We start from the raw sequence: 24162 nt of genomic DNA on the forward strand, positions 1-24162 counted from the left end.
GGAGCTAAGACAAAGGTTGGGGTGCTAGGAATTGCTGGCTTTGTGGCTGAGCCGGAGCAGCAGGCGCAGGGCGTCTTGGGCGATGCGGGCTTGTTCCGCATCTCCCCCGGAGGATTCCGACTGGGCCATGTCACGGAGTTCACGCGCTGCCTGGCCCACGAAGCCTTGGCCTAGCAACCCCTCGGAGAATTCCTCGTCATCCGGAATGACCTGCACGTCTGTGCGGCTGTGCCTCGGATAGAGGGCGGCGAACCCGGGCTTGAGCTCGTCAATGCCCTCATCGAGTGCTGCCGCCGCTGCGATGGAGAGCGTTCCCGTCAGTCCGTACTTGATCACGGTGGTGCTGTGATTGGGTAGTTGGCGTAGATCGTCGAGGAATGCGTTGACATCGTCCAAGGAGTTCACCTGCGCATCCACTGCTTGGAACGTCCATGTCCCGACCGGAATCTGGGTGGTCGCCACTGTCGCCTGACGCTCTGGACGGTCGGCATCAACGGTGATCTCGACGAGCAGCACGTTGCCCGAGTTGTTCTCTCCCCCACCGTCTTGTTCGCGGAAGTCGGTGACCTCGTGGCTACCGGAGTACCACACTGTTTCATCACTATTCAGCGCCTGAGTGGAGTGCGTATCACCCAGCGCTACATAGTCCGCAATCCGGTCGCGGCAAGCCTGGGTGGCAGTGGGGATATCGATGACGTCGAAGGCATCGGAGCCGCCGAAGCTACTCACGGCACCGTGTCCCACGATCACACGGGCTCGGGCATCCGTGATGGGATCGAGGTTTCGCAGCGCTTTGGCCACGAGGTCCTCATCGGCGGATTTCGAGGTCAACGGGGCGCCGACGATTTCGACCGGGAGGCCACCAGCCCGAGGCGGTACCTCATGAACGCTGGAGTCATCAAGGACCGTGATGGCGTCGAGCTGAAGAAGGTTATCCCGGTGATACACACTGGAAGCGTCGAGCGGGTCGTGGTTGCCGGGCAGCAGGAACACCGGAACCTTCGCGTTGGCGAGCTGTTGGATGGTGCGGGAGAACACGCTAGGGGCAAGCAAGTTGTCATCGAAGACATCCCCGGCAACGACCACTGCATCGCACTGCTTATCCTCGGCGATCTGCAGCAGCGTACCCACGGCTTGGATGCGGTCCTCGGTGAAGCGGGCTTGGGCCTCGCCTTCGAGGAACCATCGCGTCATGCCCAACTGCCAGTCTGAGGTGTGCAAGATTCGGACGGTGGTGGAATCTGTCATCGGTGGTCCTCTTCGGGGTCGTCGCTTTCTACGTCAGTGCTGTAGTCGCTGTGGTCGCTGTTGTTACTGCGCTCGCTGTCGCTGCTGTCCTCTTCAGTAGTAGCAGCGCGGGTGGACAACGACTGTTCGGATGCAGCGGGGTGTTCGAATAAGGGATCGGCATCCATGAGGTCCTCGTAGCACAGCTCCAGCTCGTGCAGAGTTTTCACTTGGTCGACGGTGGACCAGCTCACGCCGCGCAGAGCGTTCATGAGGTCTTGGCGCCGGCCCTTTTCCAAACCCGACTCGGGTGCCAGCGGGGACCACGTCACGCGTGCATCGGGGTCTCCCCAGAAGTCCTTCTGGTCAACCAGATCCGGTTCACTGTCGCTAAGAGACAAGGCGGACGCATCGCCGGAGTGGTCGGAACCGCCAGAGTGGCCAGAGATGTCGGTGACGGAGGAACCGGCAGAACCAGTGCCATTGGCTCCAGCGGGATCACCGTTCCCCGCAGAATCATCGGACACCCGGCCGAGCAAGCCAGTAGTCAGCGGAACCACTCCCGGCCCGTTGTAATCCCGGAGTGGCTGCAGGATGGCATCCGGGTCCAGACCACGCCAGCGGATGATGCGCATGGGGTCTTCCGTCATGCGCTCAGCCACGGCGTAAGCCACCGCGACAACATGCTTACAGATTGGAGTCTTGTCCGGGCAGGTGCACGTCACCCGCGACACATGCTGGGCGGAAAACAAACGATCCGCGAGCTCCAGACCCGGCGCGCTGCCCGCCAGCAACGAGCGCACGTGGGAGGTATCCGAGACGAACTCGCCGAAGAGTTCCGCGCGGGCCTTCTGCCCCAGCGGCGACAGGCGAATAGTTACGCTAAACGGCTCCAACTGCGTGCCGGAGACGAACGCGGCCGCCACGTTGGTATCGAGCTCGAGGCTCACCACCCGGTCGGCTCGGTAGTATTCCCTGCCGCGCGCCAAGCGACCGGAATCCGTCCCGGAGGCGATGGCCTCCATGAGGACCGAGGCCGCCCAGCTCTCGCGCTCGGTGGCCCGTTGGTGCACTCCGCCACCAACATCCTCGCCGGATGCCCCGCGCTGCTGCGCTCGATGCTCGGCGCGCCGCCGTGAACCGAAATCGGCCATGACAACGTTGTCACCCCACCGGGTGCTGCGCTGCCCGGACTGCTTCCGCTGGCCCGCCGTGGTGCGCTTATCGTCCCCGTTGCCGGGCGGTGTGCGGTCACTCATGGCTATTCATCCTCCTCCTCGGCGGTAGCGTCTGGCTCTGCGGACGCTCCTGGAGCTGCATCCGGAGCTGCGTCCGGAGCCACATCCGTATCACTGAACCGGCTCCTTCTCTTCTGAGTTTGGTGCACCTTCGAGGCCACGCGCAGGTGAATGAGCTCAGAGAGATCATCGTCGTCCAAGTTGGCAATCCACCCCTCGCCCATTCCCACGATGTCACCGGCCAATTCACGCTTGCCCGAGATGATGTCGTGGATGTGCTCGTCGATAGTGCCTTGGGCGACGAGCTTGTACACAGTTACGTCCTTCTCCTGGCCAATGCGGTACGCACGGTCGGTGGCTTGATCCTCCACAGCCGGGTTCCACCACCGGTCCATGTGCACTACGACCGACGCCTTGGTCAGCGTAATGCCGGTGCCGCCAGCGCGTACGGACAACACCATGACCTTCGGGCCGTTCTCCGATTGGAATTCTTCCACGAGCCGCGTGCGCTGCGCCCTGCTCAAACCACCATGCAGCATGGGAATGTCCATGGCGAACTCGCGCTCCATCTCTGGGATGAGCAGTCTGCCGAAGGACGGGAACTGCGTGAACAACAGCACGCGCCGCCCCTCCAGCAGGGCCTCGTTGACGATCTCGAAGATGCGCTTGACCTTCATGGACCGGTGCCGGCCGTTCTTCATCAGCGGGCTACCATCGCCGGCAAACAAGGCTGGATGGTCACAGATTTGTTTGAAGCGAACCAGCGCACCCAGAATCGCACCGCGGCGCTTTTCCTTCCGCCGAGACAACCTCTCCTCAAGGTCATGAACATAGGCCTCGTACAGTGCAGCCTGCTCGCGCGATAGCGGCACTTTCTCCACGATGGTGCTTTTCTCCGGCAGATTCAGACCCACCGCGGCATCAGTCTTCAACCGGCGCAGGATGAACGGCTGGACCAACCGCTGCAGTCGCTGGCGCGCGTAGTCATCGCCGTGCCGCTCAATGGGCACGGCGAGCCGGTGCTGGAAGGCCGAGTGGGACCCAAGGATCCCAGGGTTGGCGAAGTCCATGATGGCGAACAAGTCCGCCAAGCGATTCTCAACGGGCGTGCCCGTGAGTGCGAGGTGGTGCTTGGCGGGAATGTTGCGAACGGCCCGGGACTGTTTCGCATTGGGGTTCTTGATCGCCTGGGCTTCGTCGGCGACGATACGGCCCCACGCCACCGCCCAGTAGCGCTCTTGATTGCGATGCACTGTGCCGTAGGTGGTCACCACGATGTCCACGGGTGGCTCGTCCTCCGTGCCGTCGATGAGCCGCAGGAAATCAGCGGGGCGTGGTCGGCTACTGCCGTGATCCACGTGCACGCGCAAGCTCGGCGTGTGCAGGGCTGCCTCGTCTTTCCACGCCTGCACCACCGTCGTGGGAGCGATGACCAACGTCGGCCCTGCTACCTCGTTCTGCTCGCGTTCCCAGGCCACTAGGGCCAGGACCTGGAGGGTCTTGCCGAGTCCCATGTCATCGGCCAACACTGCACCCAGGCCGTGCTCGTGCATCCACACCAGCCAGTTCAGGCCGCGCCGCTGGTGATCCCGCAACCGCGTGACCACCGTGGCCGGCACCTCCACAGGCCGCGGCGGGTCGATCTGCGGGCCCTCCCCAAGAATCCGGGAAGCCCAGCCCTCGGCAACCAAGCTGAAGTCATGATCGTGGTGTCCACGGTCGGCCGCGCTCAAGGCGTCGGCCTCCATGATGTCCCGCAGCGTGACCTGGCCACTGCCACCCATCAGCTCGTCAACGATCGCCTCGGCGTCACCTCCACCATCACCGCCGCCCTCTCCCTTACCTTTGCTACCTTTACCTTCATTCACGGCCTCAGCAACATCGCGGAACCACCGTCGCGCCCCGGCCAGTGCTGCATCGTCAACAAAGACGAAGGTGCCGTTGAGCCGCACGATTCTTGTGGCTGTATTCAATAAGTCCTGGCGCGCGGACTCATCCAGCCGCTCGCCGCCCACGCTCACGTTCCACGAGAAATCCACGAGCTGGTCCAGCCCCACCTTGGAACTACCCGACCCTTGCCCCACGGGAGTGGCGGTCACCGTGACATCCGGCTTCACCCGCGCCCACGCCCGCGGCACCATCACCCGGAATCCGGCCTTCTGCAATTCCCGCACGCCTTTGTCGAGGAACTCCACGACAAAGTCCATGTCCATGCCAATGCTCAAGACGCGGTCTTTCATCCCTGAGCCCGTGATGACATTCGGCGGCGGGAACCACACACCCGTGTTGAGCCACCCATCCACGGCCTCGAAGTGTTCGCCCAGCTCCGGCCATGCCCGGCGCGCCTCGCGCAGGGCTTTGTCGATGCGCTCTTTATCTTCTCGCCGCACCTCCGCGGGAATGACGGGCTCCACGGGCCCATCGTTGACGGACATGGCGATGTCCAACCGCCACGAGACATCCGCTGGGGTTACCTCATCGGGCTCGAGGGTAGACAACGTAATGGCGTCGTCAGGAGAAGAAAGAACGAAGACGATCTGGCTCGCAGCGATGCGGGCGGATTCGCGCCATTGATTGAGTTTGACCACCGTGTCCGGGTTCATGCGGCGCGCGGGTGCGCCCGTGACAAGGCTGCGGATGAACGCGGAGGACACGTCCCCGCGTTCTCCCTCGGCGCGGCGCAAGTAGCTCACCGCTAACCAATGTGCGAACTCGTCGGCGAAGCGCTCGACCACGTCTGCCCCGCCGTTGCGCACCAGTACCTCAGGCACCGAGTCGCGGAACTTCTGCACCACCAAGTGGTGGTCGCCGGCCGTGGAGAGTGTCCAGTGCGGGAACCATTGTCCGTCGACATGTTCCATGCGCAGCATCACGCGCCCGGCGCGCACGGTGTCATCGACGAATCGGAATAGATCTAACAGAAAAACTACTTCCGGGCTGAGCCCTGGCACAGCTCCGGCGTAGCCATTCGCATACTCACATAATTTACCGAGGATGGGAATCGCATCCTCCGGAGTGAGTGCCACCGTGGGCACCGGCAGCGTCTTGATCACACCCTTCGGCGTGGCCACATCTACTTTTCCGCGCACGCGCCACGGCCTACCCCGCACAACGTTGAGACAAACCGCAGGCAAATCCCCCTTTTTCAGATCACCGGGGCCGGTAATCACCTGCCGACCCTCGACACGTTCCACCCACAGCTGAACCCCACCCCGCACGGGCACCACAACGTGAAGTTGGTGACTGTAATCCATGACTGTGTTTCTACCACCTCGACCGGACAACCCCACCCCAAAAAAAATCGAACATTCACTTTTTCTTACCTATACCCGTTGCACTCCGTGACACATTCGCTATCGTTGTGACTTGATGTTGCGCGCACCACATGCATGCCTTGTGGCGCTCGATCGCCCAGCAGCGATTGCAGCCACATGGCCACACCAGGCCACACACGGCTTTGGTGGTAGCGCGTTTCCACCATCATGCTGACTGATCAAGCTGAAACCTAAGAGGAGTGGACACACTTGACCGATCAAACATGGTTTGTCATAGCCATGGTGATCTACCTGATCGCCATGCTATTGATTGGCCTCTACAGCTATAAGCAGACTGACGAGTACGAAGACTACATGCTCGGTGGCCGCAACCTGCACCCCTTCGTGGCAGCAATGTCCGCAGGCGCCTCTGACATGTCCGGCTGGCTCCTCATGGGTCTGCCCGGCGCACTGTACATGCTCGGATTCTCCGAGATCTGGATGGCCATCGGCCTGCTCATCGGTGCTGCCGCCAACTGGATGATCACCGCACCGCGGTTGCGCTCCTACACGGAGGTGGCGAACAACTCCATCACCATCCCGTCGTTCCTGGAGAACCGCTTCAACGACCGCAGCCACGTGCTGCGCGTTGCCGCCGGCCTGATCATCCTGGTGTTCTTCACCTTCTACGTCTCCTCCGGCATGGTTGCTGGTGGCCGCTACTTCCAGTCCACCTTCGGCGCGGACTACCTCACCGGCATGATCGTGATCGCCGCCGTGACCGTGACGTACACCTTCATCGGTGGCTTCCTGGCCGTATCCTTCACCGATACCGTTCAGGGCTGCATCATGTTCATCGCCCTGCTGACCGTGCCGGTCGTGGCGTTGCTGACCATGGACGATCCGGGTGCGATCTGGACTTACCAGCTGGAAAACACCTACGGCGTTGGCAAGATCCAGCCGAACCCGCACTGGTTCTCCCTGATCACAGGCGTTTCCTTCGTCACCATCATCTCCAACCTCGCTTGGGGCCTGGGCTACTTCGGCCAGCCGCACATCGTGGTGCGCTTCATGGCGCTGCGCAGCCCCTCCGATGCCCGCGCGGGTATGCGTTACGGCATCAGCTGGATGTTCCTGTGCCTCGTCGGCGCTGTGATGGTGTCCATCATCGGCCCGGCATTCTTCGGCATGGACGAGTCCATCGCCATCGTCGATACCAACAAATTCGAGACGATCTTCCTCGACATGGGTCGCATCCTGTTCCACCCGCTGCTGGCTGGTCTGGTGCTCACCGCGGTTCTCGCGGCGATCATGTCCACGATCTCCTCTCAGCTTCTCGTGGTCTCCTCCGCCCTCATCGAGGACATCTACAAGGGCCTGTTCAACCGCAACGCATCCGACGCCCGGTTGAAGAACCTCTCCCGAATCTCCGTGCTGATTGTTGCCCTCATCGCGGGCATCATCGCCCTGAACCCAGATTCCGGCATCCTGTCGCTGGTTCAGTTCGCATGGGCCGGCTTCGGTTCCTCCTTCGGCCCGGTCATCGTGGCGGCGCTGTACTGGCGCAAGCTCAACGCTCCTGGTGCGGCCGCCGGCCTCATCACCGGCGCTGTGGTTGCCTTCCTGTGGGGTGGCCTGCCGCAGTTCGGTCTCATGGACAAGCCATGGGGTCTGTACGAGATGATCCCGGGTGTTCTGCTGAACATCCTGGCCATGGTCATCGTGACCAACATGACCAAGGCTCCGTCCAAGGAGATCACCGACACCTTCGACCAGGCAGCCAAGCTGTCCAAGGTCGCTTCAAAGAAGAACATGGACTTCGAGGAAGCCGCCGAAAAGGTGTAACCCTCAGTTCCCACGCCCTTCCCTAAGAGGGTGTGAACCTTCTTCCCGTCGCTGCAGTCTAAGGCTGCATGCGGCGGGTTTTCTTTTCCCCTTTTGTGGCCTTCGTGGCCGCCCTCATTGTTCTCTTCGTTCTCTTCTTTTTCTCGACGCCACAACGCTCCCCCTCCAGCCGCCCCCACCAGGTGCTCGCAGCTCAGCTGTCCGAAGACCTCGACAGGGTTCAGCTCATCGATATGCGCGTTCGCGTGTTGGGGTATTCCCGGGAGCGCTTCGGCCACGGGTGGGGCCACCGCGTGCGGGATGGAATGATGTGTACGAGCAGACAGCACGAACTCCGCGAGCTGTTTGGCGGGTCAGGGTGTGCGCCTCCCCCGCCGGAGGCGACCGCACCTGACCCGTACACGGGCGAGACGATCCGTGCCGATGCCGTGGACATCGACCACTTGGTGCCCTTGGCCGCGGCGTGGGACTTGGGTGCGTGGTCGTGGGATCAGCGCACCAGAATGGAGTTTGCCAACGATTTGGATCGCAACTTGATTGTCACCTCGTCTGCGGTCAACCGCGAGAAGTCAGACGCCACGCTGTCCGAATGGTTGCCTACCTACGACGTGTGCGCCTACTCCACTGCGTTCGTACGCGTGGTGGCCGACTATCACCTCATGTTGCCGCGGGCGGACATGGAGGCTGCGCGGACGTCCTGCGGGATATAGGGGCGGCGCGCTGAGGCGTGGGGTCAGCCGGGTTAGCTAGATCAGCCGGATGAGCTCAAACCCACGATGTGCCCCAGCCACACGGCGACCAAAAGGCTCCCCTCGGCGTGGGGAAGCTGCAAAACCCTATACTTTTTGGAATGGTTATGGGTATGGCTCATTTTATTGTTGCTCTCCACGTGATCGCCGCCATCCTGTTGATCGGCCCGGTCGCCATTGCTACGTCCCTCTACGCTCCGCTGTTCCGCAAGGCCCAGTCCGGAGACGCCTCCCAGCTCGGCGCCCTGCAGCTGGCTACCCGCTTGACCCGCACCTATGGCTTCATTTCCCTGCTGGTGCCGGTTCTTGGCCTGATCGCCATGTTCACCGTTGACGGTGCCGCGAAGGAGGGCCAGTTCCACGCTGCGTTGGTTCTCAGCATCGTGGCCTGGGGTCTGCTCGTTGCCCTCGTGATCCCCCGCCAGCGTGTGGGTCTGGTGGCCCTCAACGCAGTGCCCAATGGCGATGCCCCGGCATCCGCCAAGGAGGTCGACAAGGCCAAGGGCAGCGATGTCTCCAAGATTCCCGGTCAGGCTGCAATGTTCGGCGGTATCTTCAACCTGCTGTGGCTCATCACGGCCATCCTGATGTTCTTCTAAAACACGCAGCCTTTACCAACCACCCTTAACAATTCCATACGAAAGGCGGGGTGGGCACGATAACGATCGTGCCCACCCCGCCCTCTGCTGTGCGCTTTCAGCAGAAACTATTTAGTAGTTCTTACGGCCTCCGCGAACCCCACCGCGGTTGTCGCCTCGGTGATCGCCCCGCTGAGAGCGAGAGTTGCTGCGGAAACCACCGCCGCGGCCTCCCCGATCATCCCGGTCGTGACCACGGCCACGGAAGCCGCCACGATCCCCACGGTCGCCACGGTAATCACGGCCTCCGCGGTCATCCCGGCGATCTCGACGGTCACCGCGGTCATGGCGGTCGTGCCTGTCGTGGCGATCGTTGCGACGCTTGTGCGAACCCGGTCGGCCCTCCGGTGCACCCGGATCAGGCTCAATATTGATGAGCTGGCCGGACACGCGAGTCTGATCGAGCGCCTGGAACACTTCCTTCGGCAGATCTGCGGGAAGCTCCACCAGGGAGTGCTCGGCGAAGATATTGATGCGGCCGAAGTCGCGCGAGTTCAACCCGCCCTCGTTGGCCAAGGCACCCACGATGGCACCCGGACGCACGCGCTGGCGGTGCCCCACGGATAACCGGTAAACAGCGAGCTCATTGCCGTTGCGGTCCGTGACCTTCGGAGCCTCCTTGTTGAAGCGCTCGTCAAAGGGCTTGTAGGCGCCGCCGCCGGAGCGGTTGTCATCGCCGTAGCGATCCTCGCGGTTACGGCGTGGGCGCTCAGCCTTGGGCTGCTCCTTCATGAGGAAGTCCTCGCCAGCCTGGATCTGCGCTGCCAATGCTGCGGCGATGTCTGCCATCTCCACGTCATTGTGCTCGCCGTAGTCCTTCACGAGCTGACGGAACACGCCCAGCTGTTCGTCGCCCAGGGATTCCGTGAGGGTGTCGCGGAACTTCTCCTTGCGGGCCTCATTGACGGCTTCGACGGTCGGCAGCTCAATTTCGTTGAGGCGAGACTTCGTTGCCTTCTCGATGGCCTTGAGCAGACGGCGCTCGCGCGGCGTCACGAACAGGATCGCCCGGCCGGAACGTCCAGCGCGGCCGGTGCGACCGATGCGGTGCACGTAGCTTTCCGTATCGTGCGGAATGTCGTAGTTGAACACGTGCGTGATGCGATCCACATCCAAGCCGCGAGCGGCCACGTCGGTCGCCACGAGGATGTCCAACCGGCCGTCCTTGAGCTGGTCAACGGTGCGCTCACGGAGGTTCTGCGGGATGTCGCCATTGATCGCAGCAGCATTGAAACCGCGGGCACGCAGGCGCTCGGCCAGCTCCTCGGTCTCGTTCTTCGTGCGCACGAACATGATCATCGCCTCGAACTCAGTGACCTCGAGGATGCGGGTCAGTGCGTCCAGCTTGTTGCGGTGATTCACCAGCAGGTAATCCTGCTCGATGTTCTCGCTGGTGCGCTGGGAAGCCTTGACCGTGATCTCCTGCGGATCCTTGAGGTACTGCTTCGACAGGCGGCGGATACCCGCAGGCATCGTTGCGGAGAACAGGGCTACCTGCTTCTCTGCGGGGGTGTCTTCCAGAATGCGCTCAACGTCTTCCTGGAAGCCCATGTTGAGCATCTCGTCGGCCTCATCGAGCACCATGAAGCGCAGCTCGGAGATATCCAGGCTGCCCTTCTTCAGGTGGTCAATAACGCGGCCCGGAGTACCCACGACGATGTGGGCGCCGCGGCGCAGCCCGGACAGCTGCACGCCGTAAGCCTGGCCGCCGTAGATCGGCAGCACATGCACGCCTCCGAGGTGCTCGGAGAAGGATTGGAAGCTCTCTGCGACCTGCAGCGCTAGCTCGCGGGTCGGGGCAAGCACGAGTGCCTGCGGGTGACGCTTCGATACGTCAATGCGGGACAAGATCGGCAGCGCAAACGCCGCGGTCTTGCCGGTACCGGTCTGCGCAAGGCCGACCACGTCGTGGCCTTCCATGAGCACCGGAATGGTCTCTGCTTGAATCGGGGAGGGTACCTCGAAGCCGACCTTCTTGACGGCCTCAAGAACGTTGTCTGGCAGACCGAGGCCATCGAATGATGGTCCGTTGGTCTCCTCAGCTACGCTGTCATTCACGCGCTGAGTCTCACCCCCGTTGTTGTCTTCTTCTTCTGTCTCTGGAACTTGCGTTTCGGCGTTCTCAGACTCCACTGCCTCACCAGTCACTTGGGGGTTCTCCCCCAGCACATCAGTCACATCAAGAGGGGCGTTCGCGCTTCCCTCTCCCTGCAGTTCATTCTGAGATACCGACTCGTCATTAACCGGCATGTTTACGTCGCCGGTGACGTTTTCAGTATCACTCATTGCGAACCAGCCTACGCCCAGCGAACGAATAAAGCGACTCCACCGGTGTGGCGCGGCCGCAATCGACCCCGCAGAAGAACCCGTCGGCACTACCTCAGCGCTACGCCGGCGCTACTCAGTATTCTCTAGCCGCTTGATGATCGCCTTCGCCGCCTGCTGACCGCTGCGCAACGCCCCGTCGATCGTGGGAGTCGCATGCTGCGAACCCGCCACCACCGTGCGCTCACCGATGAACTCCCCCGCGTGAAGAAGCTTGCCAGCAGGCGTGCGCCGCTGAGGTGGAATGACCGGAATGGCGTCGGCGATAAACTGGCGCGTGACCAGCTCCCAACCGGAAGAGTCCACGCCAAACAGGGTGCCCAGATGCCCCTTCATGTCCTCGTCCGAGGGCAGCTCGGCTTCCTTCTTCGCCACCACGTTCGCAGCCACAAGGTGCCGCTCGGGTGCGTACGACGGCGCGGCTGCGGTCAGCTCAGTTGCCGCCGAGATCGGGGTGCGGCGGGCGCCATCGACCACGATCATGGGATTGTCGCTAATGGGATCATCGCTGACGAACCACCAGGTCGCCACATCATTCGACGCCGGCTGCGGCAGCGAGACGAACCGGGATTCCACCGCCGGATCCACGGCGACGATCGCATAGGGGAAGCGCTCGATGAGTCCACTGCCACCGACGTGGATATCCACACCATCGGTGGAATCCTTCACGTTCGTAACCTCGGAGTTAAGCTCAATGCGAGCGCCCGGGATGCGGCCCATCGTGGCGCTCAGTTCACCCATGCCGTTATCCGGGACGGCCAAAGTGCCGCGCAGCAGAGAAGCGAGCATCCACTTGGCGAAAATCGCCGACGACTCACCGTGCGGGTCGAAGAGGAAGGCCTCGATCAGCGGATCGAGGACGAGCTTGCGCATCTGGCGGTTGATGCCGAAATCGTCGAGAGATTCGGAGACGGAGACATCTCGAGCTACCCGAGACGGGCGGATCTTGCGCATCTCTAGGCTGGAGCGGTGCTTAATCTCGGAGGTCATCCACTTGCGCATGCCGAACATATCGCGGACAGAGAGCGCCGAGCCGAACTTTGAGCGCATGAAGGGCGGGATGAGGTGCGGGGCGCGGATGGGATCGCAGAACATCGCGAGTCCCTTGTCCGTGAGCGTCTGGAACGCAGGTCTGAACGGCTTGAGGTTAAGGGCTGCGTACTCGCCGGGCTGGAGGAGTTCCTTGACCGCGGGGTACCAAGCGTTCATGAGCTGCAGGCCGTTGTCCACGGTGATGTCGTCGAATTTTTCAGAGCGGATGCGGCCACCAACGGTGTCCGCGGCTTCGAACACCGTGCATCGGTAGCCCGCGCGGCGCAGCGTTCGAGCTGCTGCCAATCCTGCTAGTCCGCCGCCGATTACCGCAACGTCGCTCATCTGACTTCGCTCTCCCCGCGCACGACTGCGGTGCACATCGATTCGTTCACTGACCTGTTGTACTCAGCCGTCTACTCGGCAACGAAAACATGCTATCGCATGGAGATAATGCACGGTTCGTAAAAACGCTTTCGAATTTTTGTTCTAAACTCGGTTGTTATCGAACGTGTGTGTCCACACTGGTGTCTAGCGTGAGGCGCGAACAAGGTTCCACATCCGAAGGGAGTAGCCCCAATGGCTCAGCTCAATTCCGCCACCTATCACCTCAAAGACCTCGCCACCATGGCTGCGCAAGCCACCGCCATGCTGCGCCACCCGCGCAGTCGCATCCGCATCACCCCGGGATGGCGGGCACCAAGCCTCGAGCTCTCCGTAGGCGGGGAGAAACTCGTTGTGCATGTCTCGCGCCGCCGAATCTCACCACTCATGTGGGAGCGGCTGGCACACACTCCCCCGCCGGATGATGACCTGTTCTTGGTGACCCTGACCGCCGAGTACCCTCAGTGGCTGCGGGAGCAGGCGCGGTGGATGCTTGCGGACATCACTAGGGGCGCGTGGGTGGCCACCGACGATCAAGCGCGTGAAAGCACTTGGAATGCGCTCATGAGCAGTAGCGATCTTCGCCGAAATCCCTCCGAGGAGGATTGGGCAGCCTAGCGCCGGGCCTCTTCCTCGAACTCGTCATCGTCGTTGTCCCAGTCACCGCTGTCTCGGTCGTCGTCTTCTTCGTCGACGTCGAAGTCATCATCAAGCTCGGGGTCAAACTCAGGGTCGAAGTCGTCATCGTCCTCGTCGAAGTAATCGTCCAGTGGTACGAGCATTTCCTCCCACTGCTCCGCCAAGACCTGGGCGGCGGCGATGACATCGAAGAGCTGGTCAAAGTCAGTAAACGTCCCCAGTTCCAGAACTTCACTGGTGGTCTCTGCGGCGTCGAAAACAACGTTGCGCAGGATGACTTCGCGGTCGTACTCCGACACATCCGAATCGTCGTCCCAGATCTCGCTGATCGCCTGATCAACGATGTCCTCGAACTCCTGACCAAACGTCGTGAAGGTCACGTGAGCCTCGGGAACGGTATCGGCTGCGACCAGCTGAACCTCCAGGCTCGAGGACGTTCCCACCTCCGCGTGGACCAGCAATGGCTCCACCGGATCCTGAGAGAACTCCAGGTCAGCCACGCGCTCGTCGTTCCCCTCGAGGAGTTCGTGGAGCACAGTGACGATCTGATCCGTCGTGACGTGCTTGGCAACCTCAGCCACCGCAGCATCGACGGAGAACACCACGCTCACGAACGCAGGCTCGTGATCATCCTCGAGGTCATCATCAGGGCTCGCGAGAAAAACATTGGCGGCGGCCAGGCTAGGAGCCATGCCCGGCGCGTCAATCTCATGAAACTGCACTTCCAGTTCAGGAGCGATGGGAACGAACAAAATATCGTCGTTCACGCGGGATTCGATCCCCTCCCGATCCAAAGCTTCTGCCAGATCTTCGTAAAATCCCACGCTAGTGTCTCCTCTTGGGGGTCTTCCCCTGCTCATGATTGGCTGACTAACGGTACGCCTTCAGGCTACTGTGTTGCGCCCGATTCTGCGTGTGGACGCAATGCTAACCCGGTGCGGGCAAGCTGTCACTGCTGGTACACATCCCTTTCAGGCACACACTCAAGTACATGCTCAGCCACACACTCAGCAACGCACGTGCCAGTCGGCTAACGCCCCGGCCGCGGCATGGCAATCGAGCTTTCCTCACCCACCCAGCCACGCATCGCGAAATCCTTCCACAACAGGCGAAACTCCCGGCGCGGATCATTGACTGTGTGCGGCTCCAACTCGAAGATTCGCGTAGCCCGGCTCAGCGCGTGGTAATGCTGCCATCCGGGATCTTGGCCCCACACGAAGTCCCGCCACGCACTTTGCATGTGGGTGGTCACAATGTTTTGCTCCTTACCCAGCAAGATCCGCGCCTTCGACGATTGCGAATCCCCAAACAGCGCCGATAGCTCCATCGAGTGCATGGCCCCCACGCCCAGCTTGCGCAGCAGCGCCGGGGCGTAATCGAACCGGTACATCCACACCCCCGCACCGGTCGTGCTGTGCAGCTCGGCCAGTCGCACCGACTGTGCCCAGAAGATCGCATCGGTGAGCATCAGCGCGAACGAGCCGCGCTCACCCAAGTCGCCATACGCCCGCTCAATCTCGGAGGCCAGCACGGGATCGTGCGCGTTGAGCATCGTTCGCGCCGCCCGCGCCCTCGTCGACTTCGTGAGATACAGCATCTGCGCCGCCGATAGTTCATCGTTATTCGTGCCAATGAGCAGCGGCATCTTGTGCTGGTGGCCGTGTTGAAATTGGTGCAGCGGCCCCTCCGGCAGGGTCTTGCCATCCACAGCCGTGCCGAAGCACGGGTTGAGCTCGCGTAAGCCCCCGCCGCGCCAGAGCATCTGCTGGCCTGCGCGCACCAGGTCGGACACCGGCAATGCTCGAAGGTCGGCGATCGAGCACGTCCTAGGGACAAGCCCTGCGTACTGAGCCAGCTTCCTCGCCCACACGGTGGACTGCTCGGGTGAATGAACGGTCATCACCGGCGCCGACTGCACAATCGCCCGGTGGAACAGCCCCTCCGCTTCCGGAACCGCCATGAGCACCGCGGCAGCGGAACCGCCGGCCGATTCCCCCATCACGGTGACGTTATCCGGGTCCCCTCCGAACTCCGCGATGTTGCGCTGTACCCACCGCAGCGCGGCGAGGTGATCGTGCACAGCAGGGTTCGGCTCGCACGTGTCCGAATCGCCAGCGCCCAGCGCACTCATGTCTAGGTACCCCAGCACCCCAAGGCGAAAGTTCACCGCAACGTAGACAACGTTGAGTTCCTTAGAGAAGTTAAATCCCCGCAGCACAGCAGTGTGTGATGCCCCGGCGAAAAATCCCCCGCCGTGCAGATACACCACAACCGGCAGTTGTTCATCGGTATCCGGCCGCACCACATCCAGGTTAAGGCAGTCTTCGTTGCCCACAACCTCGTCTTTCCAAGTGTACGTGGTCTGGGGAGCCACGGGCCCATAGTCCTCGGCAGGCCACACTCCCTTCCACTGCACACGGACCGGGCGCTTCCAGCGTTCGGCGGTTCCGTAGGGAACTCCGCGCCACGTGCGAACCCCATTGACGCGGACTCCGGCGAGAGTGCCGCCATCTGTCTCGACTTCGAGGGGATCTGCTGTACTCACGCTCACCAGTGTAAAACTAAATGTTTTTCGCAGTCGTGCTCTATTGTGCGCCTATGGCTTTGTTCTCAAAGAAAGAAAAGGACGATCAGTCCAGTCGTGACCTCACCGATAGGTCGTCCTACCCCAGTGGCCCCATCGCAGGCCGCTTCTTCACTGGTGTCGACCGCGCGGTGAAGGTTCAAGCTCCCGTCATCGAGTCCTACGTTAAGAAGCTGCAGGACAAGAACCCGGGTAAGTCCGTGTTCGAGCACCAGGAGGCCCTGGACAAGCGCTTCCGCACCATCGCCACCGGCTCCGGCGTGGGCACCGGCGGCCTCGCCGCCGTTCCCGGCATCGGCACCATGATGTCTCTGGCAGGCATCGCCGGTGAGTCCGTCGCTCTGCTCGAGGTGTGCTCCTTGTATGCCCTGGCTTCCGCCAAGCTGCACGGCCTGGACATCTCGGACGAGGAGCACCGCAAGACCATCGTGCTCATCGCCGTTTCCGGCGCCACCGGCAAGGACCTTATCAGCGCCCTCACGGAGGAAAACGCCCTCGCCGGCGTGAAGTCCCTCCGCGGCCTCACCAAGGTCAAGGGCAAGGACATGGTCCAGGTCAACAGCATCCTCGGCCGCTTCGCCTTCAAGCAGGTTCGCCGCCGCTTCGGCCGGTCGATTTTCGGCAAGCTGCTCCCCTTCGGCATCGGCGCCGTCCTCGGTGGCAAGGCCAACCGTACTATCGCGGATGGAATGATCAAGCAGGTTCACGCCTTCGTCGACGAGCTGAACCGCACCGGGGCCAGCGAGTCCACCGAGTCCACCAACTAACACCACCCGCCCACCACACACCACGCCGTGCGCAGAATCGTCGCCCTCGCCGCCGCGAGGCACCCATGGATCTTCGCCGCGGTCGTGGTGTTTTCTGTTCTCATGCCCGCGGTGGAGATCGCCCTTCCTCTCTTCGCGGGCGGTGCCCTCGACGGCCGCAACGGCGCCATCACCGGCCTCATCGCCGCCGCAGTCGCGCGGTTCTTCTTTCAGGGCGGCCGTCGCTTCCTCTCCGGTACGTTTTCCGTGCGGGCCCAGCACATGCTGCGGATGCGGATGTTTTCGGGCGTCAACAATTCGGTGAACTCATCCAGTGGCACCCTGGCCACCGGTCAGGTGATCTCCCGGTCCATCTCCGATCTCAACCAGATCAACACCACGCTGGTCATGTTGCCGCTGATGTCCGGATCCGTGCTGGAGCTCGTGCTCATCCTCGGCGTGATCTGGTGGATGTCCTGGCCCATCGCCATCGTGGTGAGCCTGCACATCCCCATTTTGCTGTGGGTCGCCTACCTCTCCCGCACCGCGTTGTACGAGCCATCCCGCTGGTCGAAACAGCAGGCCGCCGAGGTCGCCTCGGAGGTCGAGCAAGTCGTCACCGGCGCCCACGTCGTCAAGAGCTTCGCCCAGGAGCCGCGCGAGCAGGCCACCTACACCGCCCTGGCGCGCACGCAGTTTTCCATCAATATGCTCGTCGCCCGGCTGACTGCAAGGTTCCAGCCCGCGCTGTCCTCCATCCCCAACATCGCGATGGTCGCCACGATTGCGGTGGGTGGCTGGCTGGTGTTCCACGGACGCATCTCCGCCGGTGAGTTCCTCGCGGTCGCCACGTACGTGACGATGTTGGCAAGGCTCAGCCGCCTGGCCGCGGGCATGCTCGTGTCGCTGCACACCACCGCGCCGAGCGTGGATCGCGTCTTCGAGCTCATCGATGCGCCGCCGCGCCCGGTCGGAACCGAACAGCGCTCCGGGGCCTACGGCATCCGTGGGACCGTTCCGGTCGCCCCCGGCACCCCGCCGATCGAGGTCGACATCACGGCCGGCGAATCGGTGATGGTTCGCGGGCCGGTGGCGTCGGGTAAAACACGCTTCGCCCACGCCATCTCGGGGGTAGATGCGAACGACGCCGCCCACCTCACCCTCCCCGACGGCACCCCGCTGCTCGACCTGCGCCCCGAGGACCGCCCGGTGCTCGTGTTCGACCAGCCATTCCTGTTTTCCGCCACCATCGCCGAGAACATCCGCCTGGGCTACCCCGCCACCGACGACGAAGTCTGGCGCGCCGCCCGCCTGGCCTGCGCCGATGAGTTCATCACGGAGGCCGGTGGCCTCGGCACGGTCGTGGGCCCGCGCGGGCTCACCCTCTCGGGTGGTCAGCGGCAGCGCATCGCACTGGCGCGGGCGTTGCTGCGTTCCCCTGGTTTTATTGTTTTCGACGACGCCACCTCAGCCATCGACTCCACCACCGAGCAGCGGATTTTGCGGAATCTTCGGGCGGAAGTGGGCCGGCCGACGGTGGTGTACATCAGTCACCGCGATACCCCTGCCGGGTGGGACATCGATCGGTTCATTGACCTACCTGCGGCTCCGTTGCAGGAGCAGGCAGAGGAGCAAGAGCAGGAAGCCGCGGCCAGTTTTAAGACTGCAGTGCCGACCGACTGGATCCCCACTGCCCCGGCGTACAGCATCGACCCGCGCGTGGATGAGTTCGAGGGCAGGTTCAGCCTGCGGGCGCTGCTGCGGATGGCGCCGGTGCTCATTGCGCTCGTGGTGGGCACATTGCTGCTGTCCTCCGCGGCGGACATTGCCCTACCCGCGTTTGTGCGCCATGCCCTCGACGCAGGCGTGTCCGCGGGTAACGTCCGGGTTCTCGTCACCACCTGCCTCATCGCCCTGGGCGTGGTGCTCGTGAGCTGGGCGGCGATGAGCGCCAACGCGATCCTCACCACCCTCACCGGCGAGCGGCTCCTCTTCGCGCTGCGCACGCGGATGTTCCGGCACATGCAGTCGATGGATCTCACCTGGTTCCAATCGCGGCCTGCGGGCAAGATCATGACGCGCCTGACCACGGACATCGACACGTTGTCGTCGTTCTTGCAATCGGGGCTGTCTCAAACGATCGCGTCGGTTACGATGCTGGTGGGCATCACCGTCATGCTCTTCGCCACTGACCTCACGCTCACGGCCATCGTCTTGGCCTTCGTGCCGGCCATCGTCATCGCCACGTGGATCTTCCGGCGGATTTCCTCGCGGCTGTATCGACGCGCCCGCGCCCAAGTCTCGGAAGTCAACGCCACCTTCCAGGAGGCTCTGACGGCTTTGCCGACCACCCAGGCTTATAACTACGGCCCCGTGGTGGAGCGGCGGCTGCGTACACAATCCGCCGGCTACGTGCGGCTGCGCACGCTGGCTCAGTCGGCCGTGAGCCTGTACTTCCCCGGCGTGAACCTGCTCACTCAGCTCGCGCAGGCCACGATCCTGGCCGTGGGGACCTCGCTGGTGGCCCGCGGCGACACGACCCAGGGTGCGGTCATCGCGTTCAGCCTGTACCTCACAATGTTCTTCGGGCCGATCCAGCAGCTCTCGCAGATCTTCGATCAGTTCCAGCAGGCAAGCGTAAGCGTGGAGCGCATCGAGGAGTTCCTCTCCCACTCCCCGTCCGTCGTGTCGGAACCCGGCGCGGTGCCGGCCACGACCGATCGGGTGGGCTCCCAGCCCGCTATCAGCTTCGATGGCGTGCGCTTTAGCTACGGCGGGAACTCTCCTGAATCTGCTGAGCCTGCTGAGTCTGCCGCGACCGAGATACCCTCAATGAGCCGACCCACCATCGACCTCACGCACACCTTCACTGGCGTCACCGCCATTGTGGGGGCAACAGGCGCGGGTAAGTCCACCGTCGTGCGCCTCGTCGCCCGTTTCATGGATCCGCAGTCCGGCCGCGTCACCGCCGATGGATCTACAATCAGAAGATTCACCGTCCCCAGCTGGCGCGGCCGCATCGGCACCGCCCCGCAGGAGCCACACCTATTCGCGGGCACTGTTGCCAGCAACATCGCTTATGGTCGACCCGACGCCGCCAGGGACGACATCCTCGCCGCCATCGATCGGATCGGCGGGAGCGCGGTCATCAGCACGATACCCGGAGGCGTCGACGCACCAGTGGGGCCTGGGCACCCAGCCCTGTCGGCCGGCCAGCAGCACATCGTTGCCCTGGCTCGCGCGGAACTGATCCAACCAGCGGTGATGCTCCTCGACGAAGCCACGGCCCACCTCTCCGACGAGGAGGAGGAGACCGTCATCGCGGCGCTGCGGGCGGCGGCGCAGGGGCGCACGGCCCTCATCGTGGCTCACACGCTCAAGACTGCCCAGACTGCCGACCACATCGTGGTGATGGAGCACGGCCAGATCGTCGAAACTGGAACGCACGCGGAGTTGGTGGAACGAAATGGGGAGTACGCGCGATTGTGGAAAGCAACGGACAACACCGGTTCGAGCACGATAGCGGAATCCGACGTAACGTAGATAAAAGATCAAGTCAGAAAAACTACACACACAAAAACGACACTCAGTGCCACCTCACCTAGCGCATCGGAGCGCCTCGGTGCTCAGCGGAGCACAGCGGAGCTCATCGGGCTTCTCGGAGCTCACCGCACGCCGCGACCGCACCATCAGTCGCGTGCGCGTTTGTAGTAGGGTGGGACGGCGAGACTGAAGTCATGAAGAAAAGAGGCGAGGACCTGCTGTGAGCAGCGCGAATTTCGGTCAAAACGAATGGCTGGTCGACCAGATGTACCAGCAGTATAAGGCAGACCCCGAGTCTGTGGACGCAGACTGGCGTAAGTACTTTGCTAACAACGCACCCGCTGAAAGCGATTCGTCCGGCGATATCGTTTCCGCAGCTCCTGAGGCTCCGGCACCTAAGAAGGCAGCCGAAGCACGGGCATCGAAGGCAAACTCCAGCGCAACCCGGGGTGCCAGCACCAAGGGCACCAGCGCTCGTGGTTCCCAGAATGCCCAGAATGCTGAGAACACCAAGAAGGAGAATCGGGTGAACCCCACACCGAAGCGCAACGCCCCGCCCGCACCCAAGGCACCCGTCGAGGCTCCCGAACCTGGCGAACACCCCATTCGTGGTGCCGCCAAGGCCGTCGTGAAGAACATGGACATCTCGCTGGAGATCCCCACCGCGACCTCCGTGCGCGACATGCCCGCCAAGCTGATGTTCGAGAACCGCTCGATGATCAACGAGACCCTCAAGGCTCGCGGCGGTGGCAAGATTAGCTTCACCCACATCATCGGTTGGGCACTGGTGAAGGCCGTCAAGGCCCACCCGGATATGAACAACTCCTACGCCTTGGTGGACAACAAGCCCACCCTGGTGACCCCGGAGCACATCAACCTGGGCCTGGCCATCGACCTGGTCGGCAAGAACGGCAACCGCTCCCTCGTGGTTGCCGCCATTAAGGAATCCGAGACCCTTAGCTTCGACCAGTTCGTGGACAAGTACGAGGACGTCGTCCGCCGTGGCCGCGAGGGCAAGCTCACGATGGACGATTTCTCCGGCGTGACGATCTCGCTGACTAACCCCGGTGGCATCGGCACCCGTCTCTCAGTCCCTCGCCTGACTAAGGGCCAGGGCGCGATTATTGGCGTCGGATCTATGGATTACCCGGCAGAGTTCGCCGGTGCATCCGAGGATCGCCTGGGCGAAATGGGCATCGGCAAGCTGGTGACCATCACCTCGACCTACGATCACCGCATCATCCAGGGCGCAGAGTCCGGCGAGTTCCTGCGCACGATGAGCCGCCTGCTCATCAACGACGAGTTCTGGGATGAGATCTTCCAGGCCATGCGCGTGCCCTACGCACCCGTGCGTTGGTCGCAGGATCTGCCGAACATCGGCGTGGACAAGTCCACCCGCGTTATGCAGCTCATCGAGTCCTACCGCTCCCGCGGTCACCTCATCGCGGACATCAACCCGCTGCACTGGGTTCAGCCTGGTCTGCCCCGCCCGGATCACTCTGACCTCAACATCGAGACCCACGGCCTGACCCTGTGGGACTTCGACCGCACCTTCCACGTTGGCGGTTTCGCAGGACGCGAAACCATGACCCTGCGCGAGGTCCTCAAGACTCTGCGCAAGGCCTACACCCTCAAGGTCGGTTCGGAATACACCCACGTGATGGACTCCGAGGAGCGTCTGTGGCTCCAGGAGCGCATCGAGGGTGGCCAGCCGAAATTCACCCAGGCCGAGCAGAAGTACATCTTGCAGAAGCTCAACTCCGCCGAGGCGTTCGAGAACTTCCTGCAGACCAAGTACGTGGGCCAGAAGCGCTTCTCCCTGGAGGGTGCTGAGACCCTCATCCCGATGATGGATGCCGCCATCGACCGCGCCGCCGGCGCAGGCCTCGACGAGGTCGTCATCGGTATGGCTCACCGTGGCCGCCTCAACGTTCTGGCGAACGTTGTGGGCAAGCCCTACTCCAAGATCTTCACCGAGTTCGAGGGCAACCCCGACCCGGGCGCCGCTGGTGGTTCCGGCGACGTGAAGTACCACTTGGGCCAGAAGGGCCACTACCACCAGATGTTCGGCGACGGCGAAATCGACATCACCCTGGCTGCCAACCCCTCCCACCTAGAGGCTGTCAACCCGGTGATGGAAGGTATCGCCCGCGCCAAGGACGATCTGCTGGGTGGCCACCACACCGTCATGCCGCTGCTGCTGCACGGCGATGCGGCGTTCGCCGGCCTGGGTGTGGTTCAGGAAACCATCAACATGAGCAAGCTGAACGCCTACTCCGTGGGCGGCACTGTTCACATCGTGGTCAACAACCAGATCGGCTTCACCACTACGCCGGATGCCGGCCGTTCCACCTACTACGCCACCGACCTCGCCAAGGGCTTTGACTGCCCCGTGTTCCACGTCAACGGCGACGACCCGGAGGCCGTGGTGTGGGTTGCTCAGCTGGCTGTGGACTACCGCAACCGCTTCGGCAAGGACGTGTTCATCGACCTTTTCACCTACCGCCGCCGCGGTCACAACGAGGCCGACGATCCGTCGATGACCCAGCCGCTGATGTACAAGATCATCACCGACCTGCCCACCTCTCGTGACCAGTACACCGAGGCTCTCATCGGCCGCGGTGACCTGTCCGAAGAGGACGCTGAGAAGGTCAAGCGTGACTTCCACGATCAGCTGGAGGCTGTGTTTAACGAAGTGCGCGAGGCGGAAAAGGGTGCCAAGCCCAAGGAGCAGAGCGGCATCACCAGCTCCCAGGAGCTGCCGCACGGTCTGGACACCTCGGTCAACCGCGAGCTAGTCGAGAAGATCGGCGATCTGTTCTTCGACGTGCCGGATTACTTCACCCCGCACCCGCGTGTGGCTCCGGTGATCAAGCGCCGCCACGAGATGTCCCGCAAGGGTCACATCGACTGGGGCTTTGCCGAGCTGCTGGCCTTCGGCTCCCTCGTCGAGGGCGGCAAGCTGGTGCGCCTGGCCGGTGAGGATTCCCTGCGCGGTACCTTCACCCAGCGCCACGCCGTGCTCTTCGATCACGAGGATCACGACATCTACAACCCGCTGCAGGTGCTTGCTGAGGAGGCCGGCAAGGGTGGCCGCTTCGATGCCTACAACACCCCGCTGACCGAGTTCGCAGGCATTGGCTTCGAGTACGGCTACTCCGTGGGTAACCAGGATGCTCTCGTTGCTTGGGAGGCACAATTCGGCGACTTCGCCAACGGCGGCCAGACGATCATCGACGAGTACATCTCCTCCGGTGAGGCCAAGTGGGGCCAGATCTCCAGCCTCGTGCTGCTGCTCCCGCACGGCTACGAAGGCCAGGGCCCGGACCACTCCTCGGCCCGCATCGAGCGCTTCCTCATGATGTCCGCCGAGGGCACCTGGACGATCGCTCAGCCTTCCACCCCGGCAAACTACTTCCACCTGCTGCGCCGCCACGCACTGGGTAGCCTCAAGCGCCCGCTGATCGTCTTCACCCCGAAGTCGATGCTGCGCAACAAGGCTGCGGTCTCCTCCGTGGAAGACTTCACCGAGGTGAAGAAGTTCCAGTCCGTCATTGACGATCCGAACCAGTCCGGCAAGAACGAGGACATCAAGTACGTCCTCATGTGCTCCGGCAAGATCTACTGGGATCTGGAGAAGAAGCGTCAGGCTGACAAGCGCGATGATGTTGCCATCGTCCGCGTGGAGATGCTGCACCCCATCCCCCACAACCGCATCAAGGATGCCCTGGATAACTACCCGAACGCTGAGGTGCGTTGGGTTCAGGACGAGCCCGCCAACCAGGGCCCCTGGCCCTTCCTGGCACTGCAGCTGCCTGAGGTTATCCCCGGCCTGAAGCTGAAGCGCGTCTCCCGCCGCGCCCAGTCCTCCACGGCAACGGGTGTTGCGAAGGTGCACCAGCTCGAGCAGAAGCAGCTGCTCGAGGAAGCATTCGAGAAGTAAGCCTCAACTTCCCGC

The 24162-nt window shown here is 62.7% G+C and carries 14 protein-coding genes; 7 read left to right on the top strand and 7 right to left on the bottom strand.

Annotated elements, in window-relative coordinates; genetic code table 11:
* Positions 1-24: 24 nt before the first annotated feature.
* From LA343_RS09380 to LA343_RS09390, 3 genes are read right to left on the bottom strand one after another with little or no spacing between them, the layout of a single operon-like run.
* A complete protein-coding gene (locus LA343_RS09380) occupies positions 25-1248 on the bottom strand; it encodes a metallophosphoesterase family protein (protein WP_025403071.1) in 1224 nt (407 codons plus the stop codon).
* Positions 1245-2486: an SWIM zinc finger family protein gene (locus tag LA343_RS09385; RefSeq protein ID WP_025403072.1), complete on the bottom strand. Its 1242-nt coding sequence runs from the start codon at positions 2484-2486 to the stop codon at positions 1245-1247. The genes LA343_RS09380 and LA343_RS09385 overlap by 4 nt, the downstream gene beginning before the upstream one ends.
* Positions 2487-2488: 2 nt before the next feature.
* Complete coding sequence (locus LA343_RS09390) at positions 2489-5719, bottom strand: DEAD/DEAH box helicase (RefSeq protein ID WP_025403073.1); 3231 nt, start codon at positions 5717-5719, stop codon at positions 2489-2491.
* A gap of 270 nt (positions 5720-5989) precedes the next feature.
* Between LA343_RS09390 and putP the strand changes: the two genes are divergently transcribed.
* The 3 genes from putP to LA343_RS09405 all read left to right on the top strand — a co-directional run bounded on the left by putP (position 5990) and on the right by LA343_RS09405 (position 8912).
* Positions 5990-7564 (top strand): sodium/proline symporter PutP, encoded by a 1575-nt coding sequence (gene putP, locus LA343_RS09395; RefSeq protein ID WP_025403074.1) that lies wholly within the window; start codon positions 5990-5992, stop codon positions 7562-7564.
* Between the two features lie 68 nt (positions 7565-7632).
* Entirely contained in the window at positions 7633-8274 is a 642-nt protein-coding gene (locus LA343_RS09400) for an HNH endonuclease family protein (RefSeq protein ID WP_025403075.1), read from the top strand.
* A gap of 152 nt (positions 8275-8426) precedes the next feature.
* Positions 8427-8912, top strand: a complete 486-nt coding sequence (locus LA343_RS09405) for a hypothetical protein (protein WP_025403076.1) — start codon at positions 8427-8429, stop codon at positions 8910-8912.
* Between the two features lie 111 nt (positions 8913-9023).
* Here LA343_RS09405 and LA343_RS09410 read toward each other — a convergent pair whose 3' ends face one another.
* Together LA343_RS09410 and LA343_RS09415 are read right to left on the bottom strand one after the other, a co-directional pair.
* Entirely contained in the window at positions 9024-11237 is a 2214-nt protein-coding gene (locus LA343_RS09410; RefSeq protein ID WP_025403077.1) for a DEAD/DEAH box helicase, read from the bottom strand.
* Between the two features lie 111 nt (positions 11238-11348).
* Positions 11349-12653, bottom strand: coding sequence for an NAD(P)/FAD-dependent oxidoreductase (locus LA343_RS09415; RefSeq protein WP_025403078.1), 1305 nt, complete (start codon positions 12651-12653; stop codon positions 11349-11351).
* 234 nt (positions 12654-12887) lie between these two features.
* Between LA343_RS09415 and LA343_RS09420 the strand changes: the two genes are divergently transcribed.
* Entirely contained in the window at positions 12888-13310 is a 423-nt protein-coding gene (locus LA343_RS09420) for a hypothetical protein (RefSeq protein ID WP_025403079.1), read from the top strand.
* On the opposite strand, the gene LA343_RS09425 is transcribed toward LA343_RS09420, so the two are convergent.
* The gene (locus LA343_RS09425) at positions 13307-14155 is read right to left on the bottom strand and encodes a hypothetical protein (RefSeq protein WP_025403080.1); all 849 of its coding nucleotides are present in this window, start codon (positions 14153-14155) and stop codon (positions 13307-13309) included. The genes LA343_RS09420 and LA343_RS09425 overlap by 4 nt on opposite strands.
* Before the next feature lie 206 nt (positions 14156-14361).
* Positions 14362-15876, bottom strand: coding sequence for a carboxylesterase/lipase family protein (locus LA343_RS09430; protein ID WP_039911490.1), 1515 nt, complete (start codon positions 15874-15876; stop codon positions 14362-14364).
* 53 nt (positions 15877-15929) lie between these two features.
* On the opposite strand from LA343_RS09430, the gene LA343_RS09435 reads away from it, so the two are divergent.
* The 3 genes from LA343_RS09435 (at position 15930) to LA343_RS09445 (ending at position 24147) form a co-directional block, all read left to right on the top strand.
* A complete protein-coding gene (locus LA343_RS09435) occupies positions 15930-16682 on the top strand; it encodes a hypothetical protein (protein WP_025403082.1) in 753 nt (250 codons plus the stop codon).
* Positions 16683-16709: 27 nt separating this feature from the next.
* Positions 16710-20204 (top strand): ABC transporter ATP-binding protein, encoded by a 3495-nt coding sequence (locus LA343_RS09440; protein WP_052337568.1) that lies wholly within the window; start codon positions 16710-16712, stop codon positions 20202-20204.
* Positions 20205-20424: 220 nt separating this feature from the next.
* On the top strand, positions 20425-24147 hold the full coding sequence (locus LA343_RS09445) for a multifunctional oxoglutarate decarboxylase/oxoglutarate dehydrogenase thiamine pyrophosphate-binding subunit/dihydrolipoyllysine-residue succinyltransferase subunit (RefSeq protein WP_025403084.1): 3723 nt from the start codon (positions 20425-20427) through the stop codon (positions 24145-24147).
* The last annotated feature ends 15 nt before the right edge of the window (positions 24148-24162 follow it).

It is taken from the genome of Corynebacterium falsenii (genome assembly GCF_020099275.1).
Taxonomy (GTDB): domain Bacteria; phylum Actinomycetota; class Actinomycetes; order Mycobacteriales; family Mycobacteriaceae; genus Corynebacterium; species Corynebacterium falsenii.

Bases quoted from the DNA above. Each gene is read 5' to 3' on its own strand.
- LA343_RS09380 (WP_025403071.1), bottom strand. From the start codon at position 1,248: ATGACAGATTCCACCACCGTCCGAATCTTGCACACCTCAGACTGGCAG.
- LA343_RS09385 (WP_025403072.1), bottom strand. From the start codon at position 2,486: ATGAGTGACCGCACACCGCCCGGCAACGGGGACGATAAGCGCACCACG.
- LA343_RS09390 (WP_025403073.1), bottom strand. From the start codon at position 5,719: ATGGATTACAGTCACCAACTTCACGTTGTGGTGCCCGTGCGGGGTGGG.
- LA343_RS09400 (WP_025403075.1), top strand. From the start codon at position 7,633: ATGCGGCGGGTTTTCTTTTCCCCTTTTGTGGCCTTCGTGGCCGCCCTC.
- LA343_RS09405 (WP_025403076.1), top strand. From the start codon at position 8,427: ATGGCTCATTTTATTGTTGCTCTCCACGTGATCGCCGCCATCCTGTTG.
- LA343_RS09410 (WP_025403077.1), bottom strand. From the start codon at position 11,237: ATGAGTGATACTGAAAACGTCACCGGCGACGTAAACATGCCGGTTAAT.
- LA343_RS09415 (WP_025403078.1), bottom strand. From the start codon at position 12,653: ATGAGCGACGTTGCGGTAATCGGCGGCGGACTAGCAGGATTGGCAGCA.
- LA343_RS09420 (WP_025403079.1), top strand. From the start codon at position 12,888: ATGGCTCAGCTCAATTCCGCCACCTATCACCTCAAAGACCTCGCCACC.
- LA343_RS09435 (WP_025403082.1), top strand. From the start codon at position 15,930: ATGGCTTTGTTCTCAAAGAAAGAAAAGGACGATCAGTCCAGTCGTGAC.